The organism is Agrobacterium sp. NPDC090283 (assembly GCF_044769685.1).
GTDB lineage: Bacteria > Pseudomonadota > Alphaproteobacteria > Rhizobiales > Rhizobiaceae > Agrobacterium.
Window position 1 is genome coordinate 101,612 of sequence record NZ_JBIVYG010000018.1, and the last position, 21,449, is coordinate 123,060.

Sequence of the window (21,449 nt, forward strand, 5' to 3'; positions counted from 1 at the left end):
AATGACCGATACCACCAACAGCAAGAAGGGCCTGTCCCGCCGCGGCCTCCTGAAGGCGGGCGCTGCCGCCACGGGTGCGGCAATCGGCTCCGGCCTCATCACCGGCTTCCCGACCATCTGGGCGCAGAACCCCATCACCATCCGCCAGTTCGGCACCGGCGTCTCGAACCTCAATGCCATTGCCGAAAAGTGCAAGGCCGATCTCGGCATCACGCTGGAAATGACGGCGACGGATTCCGATGCCGCCGCCCAGCGCGCCGTCACCCAGCCGAATTCCTACGACATCGCCGATATCGAATACTGGATCCTGAAGAAGGTCTATCCGGCAGGCGTCATCCAGCCGATGGAAATCAAGAAGCTCAAATATTACGACAAGATCGTACCGCTGTTCAAAAACGGCAAGCTGAAGCCGGACAGTGTGGTGGCGCAGGGCACCGCGCCGCACACCGTCGGTTTCGTCGAAAAACCCGGCGACAAGACCTTCGCCAAGGGTGAGACCGATTATTTCACCATGGTTCCGACCATCTACAATGCCGATACGCTCGGCATCCGCCCCGATCTCGTCGGCCGCGATATCACCAGCTGGGCCGATATCATGGATCCCAAGTTCAAGGGCAAGACCTCGATCCTCAACATCCCCTCCATCGGCATCATGGATGCGGCGATGATCATGGAAGCCATGGGCAACATCAAATATGCCGACAAGGGCAACATGACCAAGGAGGAGATCGACAAGACCATCGACTTCCTCATCAAGGCCAAGAAGGATGGCCAGTTTCGTGCCTTCTGGAAGAGCTTCGATGAAAGCGTCAACCTCATGGCATCCGGCGAAGTCATCATCCAGTCCATGTGGTCGCCCGCCGTCGCGGCGGTCCGTTCCAAGGGCATTGCCTGCAAATACCAGCCGCTGAAGGAAGGCTACCGCTCCTGGGGCGGCGGTCTTGGCCTTGCGAAGCACCTGTCCGGCGCCAAGCTCGATGCGGCCTATGAATATATCAACTGGTATACCTCCGGCTGGGTCGGCGCTTACCTCAACCGTCAGGGCTATTATTCCGCCGCCATGGAAACGGCCAAGGAGCACATGACCGCCGACGAGTGGGGTTACTGGGTCGAAGGCAAGCCGGCTGAGGGTGACATCATCGCGCCCGACGGCAAGGTCATGGAAAAGGCCGGTGCCGTGCGCGACGGCGGCTCCTTCGAGGAACGCATGGGCAAAGTGGCGTGCTGGAACTCCGTCATGGACGAAGACCGCTACATGGTCCGCCGCTGGAACGAATTCATCGCGGCTTAGTGCTTTTCAAGGACGACGCCGGCGGCGAGGGCCGCCGGTCAGGTGCCTGACAAAGGTGCCGAAACCTCTCTCCGTCATCCTCGGGCTTGACCCGAGGATCCACAACCGGGTGTGGCCCTGGATCCTCTGGTCAAGCCCGAGGATGACGTGGAGAGTGTGGAGGACCTGTCAACACGCTATCCGGCGGCCCTTGCCGCCGGGCTTCTGCAAATCCAGCGAAAGGCTCCACCATGGTGACGGTCAGACTCATCGGCGTCAGCGACAAAAAGGACAGGCCGCCCCGCAGCTTCGCGCTGCCGCAAAAGCTCGTCTCCTATGTGCAGGCCGCGCCGCTTTTGCTGATCCTCGGCTTTTTCTTGGCTCTGCCGATCCTGATGATCGCCGTCGTCAGCTTCTGGGACTACGATTTCGCCCAGATGTATCCGGATTTCGTGACGTTTAACTACAGCGAAACGTTAGGCTCCTGGGTCACCTGGCAGACCTATCTCAACACCTTGAAATATGCCGCCATGGTCTGGGCCATCACGCTGTTCTGCGGTTTCTGGGTGGCTTATTTCCTTGCCTTCCACATCCGCACCACGACGATGCAGATGGTGCTTTTTCTTGTCTGCACCGTGCCCTTCCTGACGTCGAACATCATTCGCATGATCTCATGGATTCCCGTCCTCGGGCGAAATGGCCTGATCAACGGTGCGCTGGTCGGCACCGGCATCATTCCCGAACCGATCGAATGGCTGCTTTATTCCGATTTCGCCGTGGTTCTGGCCATGGTGCATCTCTATACGCTGTTCATGGTCACGCCGATCTTCAATACGCTGATGCGCATCGACAAATCGCTGATCGAGGCGGCGCGGGACGCCGGTGCCACGGGCTGGCAAACGCTCAGCAACGTCATCATCCCGCTCGCCAAACCCGGCATGGCCATCGGCAGCATTTTCGTCGTGACGCTGGTCATGGCCGATTTCTCCACGGTTCAGGTCATGTCCGGCGGCCAGAGCGCCTCGGTGGCGCTGATGATGAAGAACCAGATGTCGCTGCTGCAATATCCGGCCGCCGCCGCCAATGCCGTCATCCTGCTCATCCTCGTTCTTCTGATGGTCGCGGGCATTCTGCGCATCGTCGATATCCGCAAGGAGCTCTAGTCCCATGCATCAGGAAAAACGCGGCCGCGAATTCTATATTCTCGCCTTCTTTTTCGCCCTCTTCGTGCTGTTTCTGTATGGCCCGCTGTCGGCCATCCTCATCCTTGCCTTTCAGGGGCCGAATGGCGGCCTGACCTTCCCGCTGAACGGCGTTTCGCTGCACTGGTTCGGCAATCTCTTCGAACAGCAGGCCGTCGGCGATTTCGGCGGTTCCTTCCGCCGGTCCTTCGGTCTTGGCCTGATGGTCATGGCCGTCACCGTGCTCGTCTCGCTGCTGGCAGGCTTGGCCTTCCGGCGCAAATTCATCGGCGCGACGCCGTTGTTCTACCTGTCGGTCGCCAGCCTGGTGGTGCCGTCGATCATCATATCGCTTGGTATTGGTGTTCTTTTCCAGCAGCTTGGACTTGAACCTTCATGGTATACATCAGCTTTCGGCGCACACCTCACCTGGACGCTGCCTTTTGGCGTGCTGATCATGCTCGCCGTCTTCAACCGTTTTTCGCCGTCCTATGAAGAAGCGGCCCGCGATCTCGGGGCATCCTCCTGGCAGACCTTCGCCCATGTGGTGCTGCCGATGATCGCGCCGAGCCTGATCGGCGTCGGTCTCTTCGGCTTCACGCTTTCTTATGACGAGTTCGCCCGTACATTGATGACGTCGGGTACCTACAACACGCTGCCGCTGGAAATTTACGGCATGACCACCAATGTCACGACGCCGGTGCTTTATGCGCTCGGTGCTGTTACAACCCTGTTTTCCTTCCTGGTGATCGCGGCCACGCTCGGCCTGATCGTCACGCTCAATCGCCGCCATTTACGCGGATAAAGAAACGTACAATGCGCATTCTCGTCATCAATCCCAACACCACGCAATCCATGACCGCGACCATCGCCGACGCCGCGACGCGGATAGCCGGCCGCGATACGGAGATAGTGGCCGTCACCTCTTCCATGGGGCCTGTCTCCATCGAAGGTTATTACGACGAGGTTTTCGCCGTGCCCGGCCTCCTGCTGGAACTTGCAAAGGCCCCGGCGCTTGGAGCCGACGCGGCGGTCATCGCCTGTTTCGACGATACCGGCCTCGATGCGGCCCGTGCTCTGGCCGATATTCCCGTTATCGGCATCTGCGAGGCGGCGGTCTCCGCCGCCGCCTTCATCGCGCAGAAATTCACCATCGTCACGACGATGGAACGCTCGCGGCTGCCGCTGGAACATCTTGTCCATCGTTATGGCATGTCCGCCCGCTGCAATGTACGCGCCGCCGATATTCCGGTCCTGTCGCTGGAAGATCCCGGCTCGAATGCCCGCGAAAGGCTGCGCGAAGAGATCGCGCTCGCCCTGAAAGAGGACCGGGCGGAGGCGATCGTGCTCGGCTGCGCCGGCATGGCGGACCTTGCCGCCGAACTGCGCGATGAATTCGGCGTGCCGGTTGTCGATGGCGTCGCAGCCGCCGTCAAGCAGGCGGAATCGCTGGTCTCCATGGGCCTGTCGACCGCAAAGCGCGGCGCTTATGCCACGCCGCTTGCCAAGCCCTATCACGGATTGCTGGAGGCATTCCGGCCGGACAGGCTCTCGGGGTTGGCGGGAGACTGAAAGCGTGAGGCTTTCACGATCCCCGCCCACCAGCTGAGGAATGTCAGCCGATAGGCCAGCTCGCGCTGGATGTTCGGCATTTCGAACCCGGGCGAGCCCTAACTTTCCGGCGGCGGGTGCGGTCAGCCCCTTCATATCCCTGTCATAATGGTATCTGATACCGGAACCGTTTTGAAGCCGATATGTGTTGACGAATGGCCGTTGCACGCAGGGAGTTCTTTCGTGAAATCGTCGACGCGAACCATCGAGACCGAAGTGCACAGCCAGAAACACGGCACGCCCGGCGAGGTTTTTGCCGCCTTCCTGAAACTCGGCGTCACCTCCTTCGGCGGCCCCATCGCCCATCTCGGTTATTTTCGCGATGAGCTGGTCGTAAGGCGCAAATGGATCGATGAGGCCGGTTATGCCGATCTTGTGGCGCTTTGCCAGTTTCTGCCCGGCCCGGCCTCCAGCCAGGTGGGGTTTGCGCTGGGTTTGCTGCGGGCAGGCCCGCTCGGGGCGCTGGCGGCCTGGACGGCGTTTACCCTGCCATCCGCCATTCTCCTGCTTTTCTTCGCCACGGTCGCCGCCTCCATCGAAGGGCCGGTCGGCACCGGCCTTTTGCATGGGCTGAAAATCGTCGCCGTGGCCGTCGTGGCGCAGGCGGTCTGGGGCATGGCGAAAAACCTCGCGCCGGATCGTGAGCGCGCCAGTATCGCGCTCTCCGGTATCGTCTGCGTCGTTTTTGTCGCCGGCGCCTTCGGGCAAATCCTGGCGCTTGCCGTGGGCGCACTCGCCGGGCTTGTCTTCTGTCGTGCCGAGGCCGCGCGGCAGGCCACCCATCTCGCCTTCCGGGTGCCGAAAAGCGCCGGATATATCGCGCTTGTCACCTTCGCCCTGCTGCTCGGCCTCCTGCCGCTGCTTGCGGCCGTGGCGGCGTCACAGGGCCTCTCTTTGTTCGATGCCTTTTATCGCGCCGGCGCACTGGTCTTCGGTGGCGGCCATGTGGTGCTGCCGCTGCTGCAGTCGGAAGTCGTCGCCACGGGCTGGGTCTCGGAAGATGCCTTCATCGCCGGTTATGGCGCAACCCAGGCCGTGCCCGGCCCACTCTTCACCTTCGCCGCCTATCTCGGCGCGGTGGTGGGTCCGCCGCCAAACGGCATTGCCGGCGCGGCCATCGCCCTTGTCGCCATTTTCCTGCCGGGCATGCTGCTGCTCATCGGCGCGCTGCCCTTCTGGGAAGGGTTCCGCAGGCACCTTCTGGCCCAGGCCGCCATGCGCGGCGCCAATGCCGCCGTTGTCGGCATTCTCGGTGCGGCGCTTTATGATCCGGTTTGGACAAGCGCCATCTTCACGCCAAAGGATTTCACTCTGGCGCTCACCGGCTTCATCCTGTTGACGATCTGGAAAACGCCGCCATGGGTCGTGGTGCTGCTCTGCGCGGCCGGCGGCGTTCTGCTCGCGCTGGCATAGGCCTCACCGCGCAGTGCCGATGCTGTCGAACATCCAGTCGGAAAAGGCCTGCATGGCGGGTGTGGGCGGTTTCGATTGCAACCGGGTCAGCCAATAGCTGCCAAGCGAGATGGTGACGGGAAAAGGCTGGATGATGGCGCCGGAGGCGAGATGCCGCGAAAACATCGATGGCGGCGCCAGCGCCACCCCCAGCCCCTGCAGCGCGGCTTCCATCATGCCGAGAGACGTGTCGAAAACGATGCCGGCATTCACCTGTGCCGCAGGTGTGACGCCAGCCGCCGCAAACCAGTTGCTCCATTCATCGGCCCTGTAGCTGCGCAGCAGCGTCGCTTCCATCAGATCGGCGGGCGTTTTCAGCGTCTCCGCCAGTTTCGGCGTGCAGAGCGGTGAGAGAGGCGCCTCGAACAACCGGAAGGCATCCGTGCCATGCCATGAGCCCTGGCCGAAACGAATGGCGAAATCCAGCCCTTCAGCCGCCATGTCCACGCGATTATTGTTGGTGGAAACCCGCACGTCGATAAACGGATGCTGCTTTTGAAACGCCTGCAGCCGCGGCAGCAGCCAGCCGACCGCGAAAGTGCCGACGGCGCCGAGAAACAGCAATTCCCGCACCTGTCCTGCCTCGATCCGGTCAAGCGTCGTCGCCATCTGGTCGAAGGAGCTGGTCACCGTCGGCAGAAGCGCTTCGCCCTCCGCAGTGATCTTCAGACCACGGGGAAGCCGCTGGAAAAGCGGGACGCCAAGCCGCTTTTCCAGCCCTTTCACCTGCTGGCTCACCGCCGCCTGCGTGACGCAGAGCTCGATTGCCGCGCGGGTGAAGCTGAGGTGCCGGGCCGATGCCTCAAAGGCTCTCAGACCGTTCAGAGGAAGAAATTGCCGAACCATATAAGACCTAGATTTTCTTGTATCTCATCCGAGATATCATGATTTGTTCGTGCAATGTAGGGCGGTTAAACGTCTTTCGCTGGGGATGGCGAACACGCCGAAAATCCACTCAAGGTTTTGGAGAATGCGAAAGATGAACCTTAATCGCAGACATATCGCACTGGCTGCCTTGCTCTCGACGAGTCTGTTCACGCAGGCCTTTGCCGCCGATGAGGGCAGGCTGAAAGCGATAACGGATGCCGCGATCAAGCCGGTCATGGAAAAGAACGCCATACCGGGCCTTGCCGTTGGTCTCACCGTTGATGGTGGGAGCCACATCTTCACCTATGGCGTCATGTCCAAGACCACGGGTGAGCCGGTGACGGCGCAAACGCTGTTCGAACTCGGTTCCATCTCCAAGACATTTACCGTCACCCTCAGCACCTATGCCGAAATGAATGGCCAGCTTTCGCTCTCCGGCAAGGTCGCGGATTATCTTCCCTCCATGAAGGGCAAGCCCTTCGGTGACATCGCGCTGATGCATCTCGGCACCCACACTGCGGGCGGCTTTCCGCTGCAGGTGCCGGATAAGGTCAAGACGGAAAAGCAGCTTCTCGCCTATCTCAAGAGCTGGAAGCCCTCTTACCAGGCGGGGACGCACAGAACCTACGCCAATCCCAGCATCGGCATGCTCGGCTACATCACCGCGAAGGCGATAGGGCAAAGTTATGACAGCGCCATGCAGGACAAACTCTTCCCCGCGCTCGGCCTGAAGAACACGTTCACTGTTGTGCCCAAGGCGAAAATGGCTGACTATGCGCAGGGCTACAAACGAAATGACGAGCCGGCCCGCGTGACGCCGGGCATTCTTGCTTCCGAGGCCTATGGCGTCAGATCGACGGTGGCCGACATGGTCCGCTTCGTGAACGCGAATATGGGGCTCGAAAAGCTGGACGGCAAAATCCGGCAGGCGATCGCAAACACCCATACCGGCTATTTCGGCGTTGGCGCGATGACACAGGATCTGGTCTGGGAGCAATATGCCTATCCCGCCGCCCTGAAGACGCTGGTCGAGTTGAATTCCGGCGCGCTCCTCAAGACGGTACCGGTCAGGGAAATCTCACCGCCTGAGAAACCCGGACAGGATGTCTTCATCAACAAGACCGGTTCCACCAATGGTTTTGGCGCCTATGTCGCCTTTATCCCCGAACGGAAACTCGGCATCGTCATCCTGGCCAATAAAAACTATCCCAATGAGGATCGTGTTTCGGCGGCTTTCGAGATTCTGTCGGCGCTTGAACAGGCGCGATAGCAGACGGAATTTCGGCGTCCATCATTTCGGTGCGGGAACTCATTGTTGCCGCACCGCCTGCACCGGCGCGAGCACGTCGCCTCGACGGCCGGGAGCGCTGTGGATCCACGCTTGCCGCCACTCTGGCTGAAAACCAACGTAGTGGGAAACAATCCATGCCCGATGACAGCGGCGAGCAATCGCGCTACCGGAGAAAAGATACGCTGGCCACCGATTCGATCTCGGGCGACGGGCGCATATCATGAAATGGCAAATCTTTTTATGCGGCTGCGATCTGCGACGGGAAAAACCGTCTGCCTCGCGCCCGCCGGTTCGTGGGGGACGACGATGAGCGAAACGGGTGGTTATTTTCCTCGCTGGCGGCTGAAAACCGAAGGGCGCATCATGCCGGACGAGCGGTTGCCCGCCGGGCAGACCGCGGTGCTCGGTTTGCAGCATGTCGTGGCCATGTTCGGCTCCACGGTTCTCGCACCGCTGATCATGGGCTTCGATCCGAATGTGTCGATCCTGTTCTCGGGTATCTCGACGCTGATCTTCTTCATTGCCGTCGGCGGGCGCGTGCCGAGCTATCTTGGCTCGTCCTTCGCCTTCATCGGCCCCGTTCTGGTGGCAACCGGGGCGGCCGCCGGCGCGGCGAGCCCCAATATCGCGCTCGCGCTTGGCGGCATCATCGCGGCGGGTGTGCTTTATGCGCTGATCGGCGTCATCGTCATGGTTGCGGGCCACAACTGGATCGAACGGCTGATGCCGCCGGTTCTGACGGGTGCCATCGTTGCCGCAATCGGTCTTGTGCTTGCACCCATCGCCATAGCCAGCGCCTCCGGCTCCGGTCCCGGCAATCCCGACGGTGACCAGCTGTCACGCTGGATTGCCATACTGACGGTCACCTCCGTCGGTGCGATTGCCGTCTATGCGCCCGGAATGGCGCGGCGCCTGCCGATCCTCATCGGCGGGGCGATCGCCTATCTTGCCTATCTCGTGGTGGCGAACGGCCTCGGTCTCGGCAAGCCCGTCGATTTTTCAGGTGTCGCGGCCGCGGCCTGGTTCGGATTGCCGACTTTCACCACCCCTGTCTTTTCCGCGTCGGCAATCGCGCTGATCGCTCCGGTCGTCGTCATTCTGGTGGCGGAAAACCTCGGGCATATCAAGGCGATCGGCGCGATGACCGGCAAGAACCTCGATCCCTATCTCGGTCGCGCCTTCATCGGCGACGGCATCGCCACCATCTTCTCCGGTGCCTTTGGCGGAACGGGCATGACGACCTATGCCGAAAACATGGGCGTCATGGCGATAACCCGCATTTTCTCGACGCTCGTTTTCGTCGTTGCGGCATTGGTCGCCATCCTTCTCGGCTTTTCGCCGAAATTCGGCGCGCTGATACAGACGATACCCGGACCTGTCATCGGCGGCCTGTCCGTCGTCGTCTTCGGCCTCATCGCGGCGACCGCCGGGCGCATATGGGTGGAAAACAAGGTCGATTTCTCCGAGCCCCGCAACCTCATCACCGTGGGTATCGCCCTTGTCCTGGGCGCCGGCAACTTCAAGCTCAATGTGGCCGGCTTCACGCTGGATGGCATCGGCACGGCGACAATCGGCGCCATCGCCTTTTATCACCTGCTTGGTCTCGGCAAGCCGGCACAGGGCAGATAAGGCGGGAGCGCCGGCACAAACGTCGGGCGGCGCGCAGGCGCGGTCCGGCAAAAGGGTGGGGGATGGATGAATATTGTCCATCCTGCCGCCGTCCTTCACGGATTGCCGGCTTGGACTGAGACGGGGAATTGAACCTTCGGGCGGTTTTCCTGTGCGCTTACAGTCCGGCCGTCAACGCCACAGATCGACGATGCCGCCTGAAGCCCCATGCACGGGGTCGCTATCCGGTCTCGGCAGGGATTTTATCCTCGCAAGCATCTCGTCGTCCGGCGCGGACGTCTGAATATCGGCCCTCTGTCCTTTCGGATAAGCGCCGACCACCTGGAAATCCGGGGATGATTTGAGCTTCATATGGCCCGTACCGGCGGGCAGAACCAGACAATCGCCCTGCCTGACGTCCAGGACTTGCCCCTCCGGTCCGCCAATCTGCAACGTCGCCTCGCCGCGTCCCACACCCAGAACCTCATGCGCCCCGCTGTGATAATGGTGGTAGCCGAAAACGCCATTGCGCCAGATGCCGCTCCATCCGTTGCGGGAAAACAGCGCCTCGAAATCGGGGGAACCGAAATTCGGCCCGACCTCTCTATAAATCACGACGGCAAAGCATTGATTATTGGGAACCTGCCCGCTGGGAGCGAAATTGAGTTGCTCGGTTTTCATGTGATGCTCCTCATGGTTCGGCCCGCTGTTTTTGCCCGCCGGCAAAGGCCGGTTGAAACAGGAGGGCGATATCGTCAGCCGTTCCTGTCGTAATCCCTGCAGGGAGCGGCAGTTCCCCTGAGGTTCCCGTTTTGTCACGGACAAAGCGGGCGGACCATGGTGATGAGGATATCCTTCCCGGCGGTCTCAAGCCCGGAAAACCGGGCTTGAGACGTTTGACGCGGACTGGGCGATTTATTCGGCCGTCGCCTGAATATCGACCTTGTCGAGAAGCCCCATCGGATCATCGGAGGCCGCAACCAGATCAAAAATGCCGAGGCCATTTGCGCCTGTTGATTTGACCGTGACTGTCAGGGTCCCGGGTTTGCTGATGAACTGGACGAGCGCTTCCACGGCGTTTTGTAGCTTGGGCTGTTCAGCTGCCACTTGCGGCAGCATCATGCTCGCCACCAATGTCAGCGTGGCGCGCACCTGATCCTCTGTCATATCGTTCTGCAGGGCATAGAGCTTGATCGCCTTGGCCATCAAACCTTCGTCCTTGATCGTGAGCTTCACCTCGCGGCCGGCGAGCCCGAAGAGCGCGGCCTGCGCGCGATTGACGTCAAAAGAGAAGAACTCTTCGGTAAAGCCACTTACCAGACCGGCAAAATTGACGCTGCCAAAATCCTTGCTGCTGAGCGAGATGTCGCGGATCACCAGATTGCTGTTCGGTTCGTCCCAGCCGGCGGCGAGGCCATACGAGAAGGCCAGCGTTTCGAGACCCAGCTTGCGGGCTTCGACGAAAACTTCCTCCGTCGAGTCCGCCGGGATCGGAAGCGTGAGCTCGTCCTGCCTGATCTCGATATCGGTCGGAATGCCGTTGAAGGGCTTGGTCAGCCCCATCTCGAAATTCTTGAGTGAGAATTTGATACGTTCCGGCGTTCCGGCCGTTTCTTCCTCCGGCTTTTCCGGCGCGGCCATATCGACGTTTATGCCGCCGAGGCGCACCCGGCCAAGTTCCGGTATCAGGCGATTGAACTGGAAGGTCTCGATCTGCGTCTCGTCAAGCGCGATGATCTCGGAAATTCCCTTGATCGTCGAACTCCAGTCAAAGCCCTTGAGGCTTGCTTCCGCGACTTCGATCCTGCCATCGCCGTCGCCGATCGACATGCCATTCATGCCGAAGTCGAGCTTGCGGCTGTCCATCTGCATGTCGATGCGGTCGATGGCGGCCTTGACCCTTTTGCCGGCAGCTCCCTCTTTTTCGTCCGGCGCGTCGGCCTTGAAGCCGATGAGCTGCATGTTGCTCTTGCCGATCATGTCGAGAATGGACACGGCCTTTGTGAAAAGCGCCTGGCGTTCCTGCGGTGAAAGCTTGTCAGGATCTTGGGTCGTCGTCAGCGCCTTGAGGGTGTCAAGCAGCGGCTCGGACGGCATGCGGGCGGTAAAACCATCGCTGCGGATTTCATCGTAGCTGAAATGGCCATCTCCCTCGGAGAAGGAAACCGCCTTGACGGAGAGCGGGCCATAGAGCGGTTTCGCTTCCTTGTCTTCCGGACCGGCCTTTTCCGTATAGAGCCGGGCGAGATAAGCGACGTCGATGTCCTGGCCGGCGATAGCGCCAGTCGACACGACCATATGCTTGTCTTTCATCGCGCCGTCGCTGTCGGGAAGCTGCATCTTGATGTCGTAGCTGCCATTGTCGATCGAATATCGGGCAATGCGGCCGCCGGCGATCTCGGAGAGCGCGAGGTTCCTGTAAACTGTCTTCTGCTCGCTGGTCGCGACCGACTGGGTGAACGTCACCTCAGGCGTTGAGATGCGTGCCGCCGCGAAGCGCTCGATGCGGCGGGCGAGGGAGCCGCCGTTTTCGGCCACCTGTCCCGGCTTTTCGAAAGCGGCGTTCTCGATACGGGCCTGCGCCATCGAAATCTTTCCGGTCGGCACATCGATGTCGATGGTGTTCATGTCGATCGCGCCGTCCAGAAACGGAAGTTTCGGACGTCCGTCGATCGCCGCGATCTTGATGTTCTTGCCGTCTTCAAGCGGCAGCGTCAGATCGCGAACATGAATTTTCCCGAGAAAATCGACCTCCACGGAACCGGCAGTCGCGCCGCTGCGGGCAACGAGTTCCTTCACCTTTGCTTCGTAGAAGGTCTTGCCGCCGATGACGCCTGCGGCAGCGATGGCAATGATTGCAACCGCCGCCCAAAGCGCCCTGCGCCGACCCTTGCCGGTCCCGGTATTTTCCTGTTCCACGAAGCTGATCCTCTCTTCGAACTGATGATGTTGCGCGCCTTTTAAGCACGCAAAAGTTGCTTAGCAAGTGTTCATCTCCGGGTGAGATGGCCGATGCTAGCGCCAGAACATCAGCGCCATGCCGGCCACGACAAGTGCTGCGCCCGCCCATGCGCCGGGTGCCGGTTGCTCCCGTGTCCTCAGCCACAGCAGCGGCAGGATGATGACAGGCGTCGTTGCCGACAGCGTCGAGACAATGCCGACCTTTCCGCCGGAAAGGGCAAAGAGAAGCAGCGTCATGCCGAAAGCAAGCGCGATGATGCCGGTGAGCGCCGTCTGAAGGAACAGGCTTCCGGTCAGTCTGCTTCTCGGCTTGACGGCCTCGATGGGCAGCATCGTCAACGCCGTGAGGCAAATGGCGGCCATGCCGACGCGCAGCATGGAAGCGGCAAGGGGATCGACCCCGGTTGCCATGACGGGCCTTGCAATCAGCGAGCCGACCGCCTGGCTGAGCGCGGCCAGAAGGCCGAAAAGCACGCCCAGCCAAAGCGGCCCCTTCACGCTTTCCCATTCGTGCAGCTGCGCCTTGCGCTTGCCGAAGACGATGGCCAGCAGCACGCCGCCGAGCGTCAGGCCTATGCCGGCGATGGCGTTCGCGGGAAGCTGCTCGCCAAGCACCGTCCATCCCAGCAGAGCGGCGATCGGGGCATTCAGCGCAAAGAGGATTCCCGAGCGACGCGGCCCCAGCCGGTTGAGGCAGGTAAAGAGAAGCGTGTCGCCGACGAAAATACCGATGAAGCCGGACAGGAGAAGCGATGAAAGCGCCTCCGGCTGAAGCTCCCGCCAGCTGCCCGAGGCGAACACATAGACCCCCAGCAGGGCGGCGACAAAAAGCTGCCGTGTCCTGTTGAAGGCCAGCGCCCCAAGCCGGCCCGCCGGACCCGCGGCGAGAAGTCCGGTCATCGCCCAGCAGGTTGCGGCGCCCACGGCGGCCAGTTCATAGATCGGCATGTTTTCCCCGTCGAATCGCCGCCTGCTTCCGGCTGCGGACACTATCCCTGTCTGCACCCATCGCAGATTCCGGGTTTGCCCGCCATACCATAAGCCTTGCCAAGGATTGATCTGAGTACCTTCGCTGATATCTCTATTGGCGAATGACGATAAGGGGGCCGAGGCGTGTCGCTTTCACGTGCAGAGCCTGCGTGATGAATGCAAGCGCGTCGTCGGTGTCCGCAATCTTCATTGTACCGCTGACGCGGCGACCGGCCAGTGCCGAACCGGCAACGACGATCCGACCGTAGAAATGCCGGTTCATTTCCTCGACGACGTAGGAAAGCGGTGCGTTGTCGAGGACGATCTGGCCGCGCTTCCAGGCAAGTGCGACAAGACTGTCGACCGGTGCGATGGCCACTTGCTTTTTTGCGTAGTCATAGATCGCCTGCTCGCCTTGACCGACGCGGACGGAGCCGGCGCGGTTTCCGTCGATTTCGATCTGGACCGCATTTTCCGTGACAGTCACTTCAGTGTCGTCATTGCCGTAGCGGACATCGAATGCTGTGCCGAGCGCAGTCACCTTTGCCGTTCCTGCGACAACCGTGAAGGGTCGTTCTGCGGCATGAGCGACCTGGAAGAAGGCCTGGCCCTGGAGAAGACGGATGGTGCGGCGGCTGTCGGTAAAGTCCACCGCGATTGTTGAAGAGGAATTCAGCTGAACCTCGGAGCCGTCTTCCAGCGTGATAACGGGCATCTCGTTCGTTCCGGCGATCACGTCCGCTTCCAGGCGCATGGGGCCATCGAGGGCGAAGAAGGCCCCTGTCGCAAGCGCTACAACCAGGAGCGTTGCTATGATCGGTTTTCCTCCGCTGCGGGACTTCACCTTGATGTTGGCGAGCGCAGAATCCGACTGTATCGCCCGGGTGGCATCACCCAACAGGCGTTCGGCGGCCCTGTAGGTCCGACAATTTTCCGGGTCGCGGTCAAGCCACTCCTGGAAGCGCGTCCTGTCGGCTTTCGTCTGGTTGGGGTCGCTGTTGCGCAGAATCCAGTCGGCCGCTTCGCGGTTACGTTTTTTCTGAGCGTTCGCCGCTCCTTGGGCCGGCATAGGCATCTCCAGATTTGTCCCTCGACCCTTAGACGTTCGACCTCGCCGATTGAGGACCTTTTAGACCAATTCCAGCAAAAATCCGTAGCGGTTTTCCGCATGGAACGCGAGTATCTCTTGTCGTTCTAGAGAAGACGATCAAGGCAGTGGGCGAGGGCGCGGCGCAGGTGCCGGTCTACCATGTTCCTGGAGATGTCGAGCCTGACGCAGATCTGGTCCGGTGTCAGATGATGCAGACGGTGCAGGATGAAAACGAGGCGACGCCGTTCCGGCAGTTCGGCGATTGCCTCGCGCAGGGCAGCAAGCCGCGCCTCGATTTCCAGAAATTGATCCGGCGCAGTTCCGCTGCTCGCCACCGAAAGGGCCTCGCGCTCCGAGCCGGAAAAGAGCCGTGCTTCCTTCTTCTCCCGGCGCTGGCGGTCGATGCCGAGATTGATCGCGGCGCGGCAGAGAAAGGACTTGATCGAGCGTTTCTGCTGCAGCACCTCAGGCTTGGCGGCAAGTTTCAGATAGAGATCGTGCACCACGTCCCGGGCCGTGGAGGAGGGATGGCCGCGCTTGCGCACAGCGCTCGTCATGTCGGCATAGTGCGCTTCCATCGCCCGGTTCAGCAGGTCGTTGCTGTCAACACTGTCCCAGGCAAGGGGTGAGGGCGAAGAACTCGACATTGGCAAACAGTTCCCGAACCAACAGTCAGGTCCAACAAAAAAACGGCTGAACCTCGATGACCCGAATGGCTAGCGAATCTATAAAACCCTTGCAAGTGCAATAGGTTAGAAAAAATAAAAACTGATGTGCGGCCATCAGATAAATCAGGAGTTAAAAACTCATCTTTATACCTGATTTCGTTACCCGATTTCATATCCTCCATTCCGCGGCGGGTTGCCGGTGATAGAGGCCGAAGGTTCAAAAGGACGAAGGGTGTGATATTTCGGTAACGGCCGCCTGAGCCTCACAGCGCAATGCAGAGTGGCGTTCCTGCAACGGGATCGCGGATTACGACGGTCTTCACCTTGAAGACATCGGCGATGGTTTCAGACGAGATGACCGCATCGGGCGTTCCGGCGGTCGTGATCCTGCCCTGATGGAGAATGACGATATGCTGGGCGTAGCGCGCCGCCTGGTTGATGTCGTGCAGGACGGCGACGACCGTCTTTCCGTGCCGCGCGACCAGCGTGGTGATGAGGTTCATCAGCTCGATCTGGTGTTCAAGATCGAGATAGGTCGTGGGTTCGTCGAGCAGGGTCGCTTCGCCCTGCTGCGCCAGCGTCATGGCGATCCAGGCGCGCTGTCGCTGACCGCCGGAAAGACTGTCCAGCGCCCGGTCGGACAGATCCGTCGTGCCTGTGAGCACCATCGCCTCGTCGCAGGCGTCCTGATCCTGCGTCGACCAGCGGCTGAAGAGCGAGCGATGCGGATATCGGCCCTGCCGCACGAGATCACGGACGGTCAATCCTTCCGGTGCGACCGGGCCCTGAAGCAGGACCCCCACCTTACGGGCGACATCCCGGGTCGAAAGGTCGTTCAGGTCGCGGCCGTCGAGAAGAATGCTGCCCCCGGAGGGTTTCAGCAGCCCTGCGAAACTGCGAAGCAGCGTGGATTTGCCGCTGCCGTTCGGGCCGATCAGCGCCGTGAAACGTCGTTCCGGAATGGCAAGGTCGAGCCGCTTGATGATGCGGTGCTTGCCGTAGGCGATGTCGACACCCAGCCCGGCAATCTTGGCAGGGAATTCCTTATCCTTGGCCATGGCGGCGTCCCCAGAGAAGATAAGCAAAGAAAGGTGCGCCGATGAGGCTCGTGACGATGCCGGCCGGAAGCTGCACGGGCGGCAGGATGACGCGGCCGATCAGGTCGGCGGCGACGACGAGGCAGGCGCCGACAAGCGCGGCGACAGGTAATATCCGCGCATGCGATGCCCCCGTCAGCCGCCGGGCGATGTGCGGCGCGACGAGGCCGACGAAGCCTATGAGGCCCGAAACAGCCACGGCAGCGCCGGAAAGCAACGTGACGAGCACGATCATCAGGCCGCGTATGCGATCGACCGGCTGGCCGAGGCTTCTGGCCGAATGATCGCCGAAGCGGATCACATCGAGTTCCCGGGCGGCGAGAAAGGCAAGCGTGACGGGAACGATGATCGAGGCGGCGAGACGCTCAACCTTGACCATGTTGGCGTCGTAGACACTGCCGGCAAGCCAGACCATTGCCCGCTGCACATCGCCGATGTCGCCGAATGCGGAGAGAAAGGTCGTTCCGGCGGTTGCGAGCGCTGAGAGGCCGATGCCGATGAGGATGATGCGCAGCGAGGATGTACCGCCCCGCCAGGCAAGGGCGTATACGGCGAGAGCCATGATGGCAGCCCCCAGGAAGCTCGCTGCCTGCAAAAGCGTGATCGGCGGGTTCTGCATCAGAACGATGACGGCCATGGCCGCCGCGGCAGCACCGCTGTTTATTCCAAGAACGCCGGGCTCCGCCAGCGGATTGCGCATGATCGCGAGCGTGATCGTGCCTGCCGTCGCGAGCGCCACGCCGACGAGAAGGGCGAGAAGCGCGCGCGGCAAACGCAGGTCGAAGACGATCATCGCGCTCTGCGACGCGGGATCTCCTGTTCCGGTGATGACATTGTAGAGCTCCCGCCACGTCAAGGGAACATCGCCGAAGGCGAGGCTTGCCATCACAAGCAGGGCGAGCAGGATCGTGAGGCCGATGAGAAGCCGGATCATGCCTCGCCTCGCAGCCGCGTTCGCGCCAGATAGAGAAAGAACGGCGCGCCGATCAGCGCGATCGTGACGCCGACGGGGAAGCTCTGGCTTCCGAAGACCAGCCGCCCGGCCGTATCGGAAACGACAACCAGCAGCGCGCCGCCGAGTGCTGAGAAAGGGATAACCCAGCGATAGTCCACACCCACCAACATCCGCACCATGTGCGGAACGACAAGGCCGACGAAGCCTATCGGCCCGGCAAGCGCCACGGCGCCGCCTGCCAGCAGAATGACGATGACGACCGACGCGCCGCGCCACAGGACCGGGTTCTGCCCGAGCGAGCGCGAGGCATCCGTGCCGAGGCTGAGCGTCGTGAGATGGCGTCCCAGAAGCAGGGCCGCGACCAGGCCGGTGAGGATGTAGGGCGCGACGGTTTTTGCCTGCGCCATGGTTCTGCCCGTCACCGAGCCTGCGGTCCACAGGCGAACGGCATCGAGCGTGCTCTGGTCGAAGATGAGGATCGCGGTGGTCAGCGACGTCAGGAATGTCGCGACGATGGCGCCCGCAAGCACGAGCCCGAGCGGGGAGTGTGCGACGGCGCCGAACGAACCAAGGGCATAGACGATGATGGCGGCGATGCCGGCGCCGAGAAAGGCGAACCATACATAGATGTCGCCGATGCCCGCGCCGAAAAGGGTCATCACCGAAACGACGGCGAATGACGCGCCGGCATTGATGCCGAGCAGGCCGGGGGACGCGAGCGGATTGTTGGTGACCGCCTGCATGATCGCGCCGGAAACGGCGAGCGCACTGCCGGAAAGCAGCGCGGCCAACACGCGGGGCAGGCGGATGGTCGTGACGAAAAGATGGTCGCGCGAGCCGTCGAACTGAAAGATCGCGGCCGTTATGGTGGAGAACGAGATGGCGGAGGTGCCGAGTGCGACAGCGTTCATCGCCGCCATGGCGACGAGACAGAGAAGCGCTCCAAGCGCGAGCAGCCGCATGCTACAGGCGGTGGCGGGCCGGGCGGCCCTTCGTTCGGTCATCGTTCTGACAATACATAACGCTCGACGTCATCGAGAATGCGATTGGCCGAACCGATGCCGTGGAAACTCTGCCAGTGGCCACGGTCGACCCGATGGGCGCGTCCGGCCTGGACGGCCGGCAGCAATTGCCAGAGCGGATTGCCGGTCACCTGCTTTTCGAGCGCATCGTCCGGGCCGCTCTCGAAACCGCTGGCGGACACATAAAGCAGCACGTCGCCATCGAGATTGGCGAGTTCCTCCCAGTCCGGCCGCTTGACGATTGTGCCGTCGGTAACGGTCTCGTAGGCGGAGCGCGTCACCCCCGCCTCGCGCAGCACGGCGAAGGGGGCGTAGGCGTCGGGACCATCCACGAAGACGACGAAGCGGTCGGGCGCAAAACGGACGGTCGAGACCGTGAGGTTCTTGTCCTTCATCCGTGCGCGGATACCGGCGACGCGGCTTTCGTAAGCGCTGAGTGCGTCGTTTGCCACGCCTTCCTTGCCGGTCACCTCGGAAAGACGCTGAAGATATGCCTTCCAGTCCATATGCTTGAAGAGAACGGTGGGCGCGATCTGTGCGGCCTGCCCGTAAATCGCCGAATGCGCTTCCGCCGACCCGATGATGAGATCGGGCTTCAGCGCCGCCACCCGCTCCAGGCTCGGTTCCCTGGGGTTGCCGAGATCGACCATCTTCTGCGCCTTCACCACGTCGAGGACTTCTTTTTCGGTGATCGCCATATAGGGCGTCGCCACGACCGGCGCCTTGAGTTCGATAAGCAATCCAAGCGTGAGCAGCGGATCGAGCGTCACGATCCGTTTTGCTTCCGCCGGAATACAGAAGGGGGGATTGTAGACCCCTTCGGTTATCGCCTTCCCTGCGCAGGCGGCCTGCGAAAACGAAGCGGGAAGGAGGAAAACGAGAAGAAGGAGACAGAAGCGCAAGGAGATATCATTTCGTCGTTAGGGTGGAAGAACACTGTGCGGCGGGACGCCGCACAGCCGGGTTCGTCAGAACTTCACGCGGACATTCAAGCCATAGGCGCGACCCTTGCCCAGCTGGCCGAAGGGTTTTGCCGCGTCGCGATCCACGATCGTGAAATATTTCTCGTCCGTGAGATTTTCCACGAATGCGGTCACTTCCCAATTGTCTTTCTTGAAGCCGGCCTGCGCATTCACGATGAAGCGCGGGTCGATATTATACATGCCCTTCGTGCCGAAGCGGGAATTGTAGCTTGTCGTGTATTTGGCGTCGGCGCCGACGAAGACGCCGTTGTCGAACTCGTAACGGCCACCGAAAGCCCAGCTCAGTTCCGGCGCTTCAGGAAAAGCCTTTCCTGACTGGTCGCCAATGGAAGCATGGTTGAATTCCAGGAACTTCGTATTGAGATAACCGATGGACGTGAAGGCGGTGAATTGATCGGTAACCTGGAAGGTTGGTTCGATCTCGAATCCCCAGGCTCTCGACGTCGCTGCATTCGAGGTGATGCTATAGCCGGGGATGGCCGCATTCGGCCGGATTTCTATCTGCTGATCGTCGTATTTCGTGTAAAACACGTTCGCATTGAGTGTCAGTCGGTCGTCGAGAAGCGTACCCTTGTAGGACAATTCCACGTTCTGGGAAAACTCCGGATCGTAAGTGGCGACCTTGAAATTCGTCGGGTCCAGACGGTCGATATAGGAACCGCCCGAGCGGAATCCCTGCGTATAGGTCAAGGCGATCGTCTGCGTATCGCTGAGCTCCTTGGAAATGGCGAGCTTGGGTACGAAATTCAATTCGTTCAACGATGACGGGTCGCCCGCCAAGACCGCAGCCGGATCGATCATACCGAAATAGTTTCGCTGGTCGTCTCTGTCTTTGAGATAGTCGAGGCGGCCTCCGACCGTTGCGAACCATGTGGGTGCAAATTCATAGGTCGCTTCACCAAAGATGGCGAGGTTCGACGTCCTGCGGTTCTGCGTGTCGGTAAGTTGCACCGGTCCGAAGCCGGGGTAATCGACGATGAAATCTGTCGCGCCGTCCCAGACCTCGTGGCTGCCGTAAAGGCCGGCAACCCATTTCCAGCGATCCCCCTCGTAGTTGAGGCGGAACTCCTGCGTGAAGATGGAGTTGTCGTCTTCGCCAGTGCTTCCAAAGATGGTTCCCGGCGTGCCATAGTCGATGGAGCGCCGGTTGTTGATGCCATATTGATAGCCGGTCTGAGAGGTGAAACGCAGCGTATTCGAGAAGTCATGCGTGACCTCGAGGCCGACATTGTGGGCTTCCGTCCAGCGGTATTCCGTATAGGTAACCGGGGAATCGTTGAAGTCGCCGCGGAGGCTGTCAAGGCCGACAAGCGCGTCGTTGGGCCGGTCCTTCGAGTAGGAATAAGTGAGCAATGCACGGGTGTCCGGCATTTCCGAAGGCGTTATCAGCACCTTGGCGCGAAGCACGCCGCTAATGTCGGTCGTCAGGTCGTCAAAATTGTCAAAAATACTGAAATTGGAATAATTGGGCTGGGCGTGCGAACGCTCGAAAGCGCCGGAGATGCGCAACGCTATCTGGTCCTCGACGACGGGCGTGTTCACCATGAAGGCGGTGCCAGCAAGGTCGTCGCTGCCGACGGTGCCGGACAGTTCGACTTGCCTGTCGAAAGTCGGATCCTTCGACTTGATATAGATGGCGCCGGTCATGGCCGCACGGCCGGAAAGTGTCGATTGCGGGCCGCGATAGACCTCGACCTGCTCGACGTCCCAGAGGTTGCGAGCACCAAATCGGGCGTTGTAGCGCGTCTGGACGATGCCGTCGACATAGACGGAGCCGGCCGGTCCGCCGGATGGGACAAGACCTTCGGAACTCATGCCGCGAATGACAAAACCGGCATTGACCGTGGCGCTGTCCTGCACGTTCGCCATGCGGCGAAAGGTTTCCTGCGTCGTGCGAATCTGGCTTTCGGCTAGGGTTTCGGCATTCACGATGGCGACGCTGCTGGTCGTGCCGCCCAGGGTCGAGGCATTGCGAGCACCGTAGATGGTGATCGCCTCGAGCTGCGTTGTGCCGTCGGCGGATGCGCCGGAAGCATCCGCGCCGTTCTGCAGCGACACCCGGTTGCTTCCTGCAAAGCGGGCATCCACGCCGGTGCCGGCAAGCACGCCCCTCAACGCCTGTTCCGGTGTCAGCGTGCCGTTCACCCCCCGGGTCGTCTTCCCCTCGGCAAGCGATGCATCGAACAGGATTTGAAGGCCGGTCTGGGCCGCGAGGTTGTTCAGCGCCGGCGTCAGCGGGCCGGGCCGCACCGAGATCGGCCGCTGCGATGCCTGTGCCGCCGCATCCCGCACCGTTGCCGGCAGCATCGGGCTCAACATCGCGAGTGCTGTCCCGGCCAGAAATACCGCCTTGAGGCTCGCCCCAGCCCCGCGCGCGACGGATTCAGTCATAGTCATAAAAACCCCCAATCGTACAGCGTTCAA

General features: G+C 61.2%; 18 protein-coding genes. 7 read left to right on the forward strand and 11 right to left on the reverse strand.

All coding sequences use genetic code 11. The annotated features are described in order from the left end of the window. The first annotated feature begins 1 nt into the window (after position 1). The 5 genes from ACIQUH_RS22445 to chrA all read left to right on the forward strand — a co-directional run bounded on the left by ACIQUH_RS22445 (position 2) and on the right by chrA (position 5,475). Complete coding sequence (locus ACIQUH_RS22445) at positions 2-1,291, forward strand: PotD/PotF family extracellular solute-binding protein (protein ID WP_080796270.1); 1,290 nt, start codon at positions 2-4, stop codon at positions 1,289-1,291. Positions 1,292-1,521: 230 nt separating this feature from the next. Beyond that, on the forward strand, positions 1,522-2,433 hold the full coding sequence (locus ACIQUH_RS22450; RefSeq protein WP_400819137.1) for an ABC transporter permease: 912 nt from the start codon (positions 1,522-1,524) through the stop codon (positions 2,431-2,433). 4 nt (positions 2,434-2,437) lie between these two features. Then, positions 2,438-3,256 (forward strand): ABC transporter permease, encoded by an 819-nt coding sequence (locus tag ACIQUH_RS22455; RefSeq protein ID WP_400819139.1) that lies wholly within the window; start codon positions 2,438-2,440, stop codon positions 3,254-3,256. Between the two features lie 11 nt (positions 3,257-3,267). Beyond that, a complete protein-coding gene (locus tag ACIQUH_RS22460; RefSeq protein WP_400819142.1) occupies positions 3,268-4,023 on the forward strand; it encodes an aspartate/glutamate racemase family protein in 756 nt (251 codons plus the stop codon). 222 nt (positions 4,024-4,245) lie between these two features. Continuing rightward, entirely contained in the window at positions 4,246-5,475 is a 1,230-nt protein-coding gene (chrA, locus tag ACIQUH_RS22465) for a chromate efflux transporter (protein WP_400819145.1), read from the forward strand. A 3-nt stretch (positions 5,476-5,478) separates the two neighbouring features. Here the strand turns inward: chrA and gcvA are convergent, their stop codons facing one another. Beyond that, entirely contained in the window at positions 5,479-6,360 is an 882-nt protein-coding gene (gene gcvA / locus ACIQUH_RS22470; RefSeq protein WP_400819147.1) for a transcriptional regulator GcvA, read from the reverse strand. Positions 6,361-6,493: 133 nt separating this feature from the next. On the opposite strand from gcvA, the gene ampC reads away from it, so the two are divergent. Together ampC and ACIQUH_RS22480 are read left to right on the forward strand one after the other, a co-directional pair. Then, positions 6,494-7,651: a class C beta-lactamase gene (gene ampC / locus ACIQUH_RS22475; protein WP_400819149.1), complete on the forward strand. Its 1,158-nt coding sequence runs from the start codon at positions 6,494-6,496 to the stop codon at positions 7,649-7,651. Positions 7,652-7,978: 327 nt separating this feature from the next. Beyond that, positions 7,979-9,301 (forward strand): solute carrier family 23 protein, encoded by a 1,323-nt coding sequence (locus ACIQUH_RS22480; RefSeq protein ID WP_400819151.1) that lies wholly within the window; start codon positions 7,979-7,981, stop codon positions 9,299-9,301. Positions 9,302-9,472: 171 nt separating this feature from the next. Here the strand turns inward: ACIQUH_RS22480 and ACIQUH_RS22485 are convergent, their stop codons facing one another. The 10 genes from ACIQUH_RS22485 to ACIQUH_RS22530 form a co-directional block, all read right to left on the reverse strand. Further along, positions 9,473-9,961 carry a cupin domain-containing protein gene (locus ACIQUH_RS22485; protein ID WP_400819154.1) on the reverse strand — a complete coding sequence of 163 codons (489 nt, stop codon included), beginning with the start codon at positions 9,959-9,961 and terminating at the stop codon, positions 9,473-9,475. 234 nt (positions 9,962-10,195) lie between these two features. Next, on the reverse strand, positions 10,196-12,199 hold the full coding sequence (locus ACIQUH_RS22490) for a hypothetical protein (protein WP_400819157.1): 2,004 nt from the start codon (positions 12,197-12,199) through the stop codon (positions 10,196-10,198). A 96-nt stretch (positions 12,200-12,295) separates the two neighbouring features. Beyond that, positions 12,296-13,189, reverse strand: coding sequence for a DMT family transporter (locus tag ACIQUH_RS22495; RefSeq protein WP_400819159.1), 894 nt, complete (start codon positions 13,187-13,189; stop codon positions 12,296-12,298). Positions 13,190-13,322: 133 nt separating this feature from the next. Further along, positions 13,323-14,279: a FecR family protein gene (locus tag ACIQUH_RS22500; RefSeq protein ID WP_400819161.1), complete on the reverse strand. Its 957-nt coding sequence runs from the start codon at positions 14,277-14,279 to the stop codon at positions 13,323-13,325. A gap of 125 nt (positions 14,280-14,404) precedes the next feature. Next, positions 14,405-14,947 carry an RNA polymerase sigma factor gene (locus ACIQUH_RS22505; protein ID WP_400819164.1) on the reverse strand — a complete coding sequence of 181 codons (543 nt, stop codon included), beginning with the start codon at positions 14,945-14,947 and terminating at the stop codon, positions 14,405-14,407. A gap of 284 nt (positions 14,948-15,231) precedes the next feature. Then, complete coding sequence (locus ACIQUH_RS22510) at positions 15,232-16,026, reverse strand: ABC transporter ATP-binding protein (protein WP_400819167.1); 795 nt, start codon at positions 16,024-16,026, stop codon at positions 15,232-15,234. Further along, complete coding sequence (locus ACIQUH_RS22515) at positions 16,013-16,999, reverse strand: FecCD family ABC transporter permease (RefSeq protein WP_400819169.1); 987 nt, start codon at positions 16,997-16,999, stop codon at positions 16,013-16,015. The genes ACIQUH_RS22510 and ACIQUH_RS22515 overlap by 14 nt, the downstream gene beginning before the upstream one ends. Continuing rightward, on the reverse strand, positions 16,996-18,024 hold the full coding sequence (locus ACIQUH_RS22520) for a FecCD family ABC transporter permease (RefSeq protein WP_400819172.1): 1,029 nt from the start codon (positions 18,022-18,024) through the stop codon (positions 16,996-16,998). Before ACIQUH_RS22520 ends, ACIQUH_RS22515 begins: the two co-directional genes overlap by 4 nt. Continuing rightward, a complete protein-coding gene (locus tag ACIQUH_RS22525) occupies positions 18,021-18,944 on the reverse strand; it encodes an iron-siderophore ABC transporter substrate-binding protein (protein ID WP_400819175.1) in 924 nt (307 codons plus the stop codon). The genes ACIQUH_RS22520 and ACIQUH_RS22525 overlap by 4 nt, the downstream gene beginning before the upstream one ends. 66 nt (positions 18,945-19,010) lie before the next feature. Then, positions 19,011-21,422, reverse strand: a complete 2,412-nt coding sequence (locus ACIQUH_RS22530; RefSeq protein WP_400819178.1) for a TonB-dependent receptor domain-containing protein — start codon at positions 21,420-21,422, stop codon at positions 19,011-19,013. Positions 21,423-21,449: the final 27 nt, after the last annotated feature.

What these genes read in the sequence shown, in the direction of transcription:
- ACIQUH_RS22445 (WP_080796270.1), top strand. Translation starts at nt 2, where the DNA reads ATGACCGATACCACCAACAGCAAGAAGGGCCTGTCCCGCCGCGGCCTC.
- ACIQUH_RS22450 (WP_400819137.1), top strand. Translation starts at nt 1,522, where the DNA reads ATGGTGACGGTCAGACTCATCGGCGTCAGCGACAAAAAGGACAGGCCG.
- ACIQUH_RS22455 (WP_400819139.1), top strand. Translation starts at nt 2,438, where the DNA reads ATGCATCAGGAAAAACGCGGCCGCGAATTCTATATTCTCGCCTTCTTT.
- ACIQUH_RS22460 (WP_400819142.1), top strand. Translation starts at nt 3,268, where the DNA reads ATGCGCATTCTCGTCATCAATCCCAACACCACGCAATCCATGACCGCG.
- gcvA (WP_400819147.1), bottom strand. Translation starts at nt 6,360, where the DNA reads ATGGTTCGGCAATTTCTTCCTCTGAACGGTCTGAGAGCCTTTGAGGCA.
- ampC (WP_400819149.1), top strand. Translation starts at nt 6,494, where the DNA reads ATGAACCTTAATCGCAGACATATCGCACTGGCTGCCTTGCTCTCGACG.
- ACIQUH_RS22480 (WP_400819151.1), top strand. Translation starts at nt 7,979, where the DNA reads ATGAGCGAAACGGGTGGTTATTTTCCTCGCTGGCGGCTGAAAACCGAA.
- ACIQUH_RS22485 (WP_400819154.1), bottom strand. Translation starts at nt 9,961, where the DNA reads ATGAAAACCGAGCAACTCAATTTCGCTCCCAGCGGGCAGGTTCCCAAT.
- ACIQUH_RS22495 (WP_400819159.1), bottom strand. Translation starts at nt 13,189, where the DNA reads ATGCCGATCTATGAACTGGCCGCCGTGGGCGCCGCAACCTGCTGGGCG.
- ACIQUH_RS22500 (WP_400819161.1), bottom strand. Translation starts at nt 14,279, where the DNA reads ATGCCGGCCCAAGGAGCGGCGAACGCTCAGAAAAAACGTAACCGCGAA.
- ACIQUH_RS22505 (WP_400819164.1), bottom strand. Translation starts at nt 14,947, where the DNA reads ATGTCGAGTTCTTCGCCCTCACCCCTTGCCTGGGACAGTGTTGACAGC.
- ACIQUH_RS22510 (WP_400819167.1), bottom strand. Translation starts at nt 16,026, where the DNA reads ATGGCCAAGGATAAGGAATTCCCTGCCAAGATTGCCGGGCTGGGTGTC.
- ACIQUH_RS22515 (WP_400819169.1), bottom strand. Translation starts at nt 16,999, where the DNA reads ATGATCCGGCTTCTCATCGGCCTCACGATCCTGCTCGCCCTGCTTGTG.
- ACIQUH_RS22520 (WP_400819172.1), bottom strand. Translation starts at nt 18,024, where the DNA reads ATGACCGAACGAAGGGCCGCCCGGCCCGCCACCGCCTGTAGCATGCGG.
- ACIQUH_RS22530 (WP_400819178.1), bottom strand. Translation starts at nt 21,422, where the DNA reads ATGACTATGACTGAATCCGTCGCGCGCGGGGCTGGGGCGAGCCTCAAG.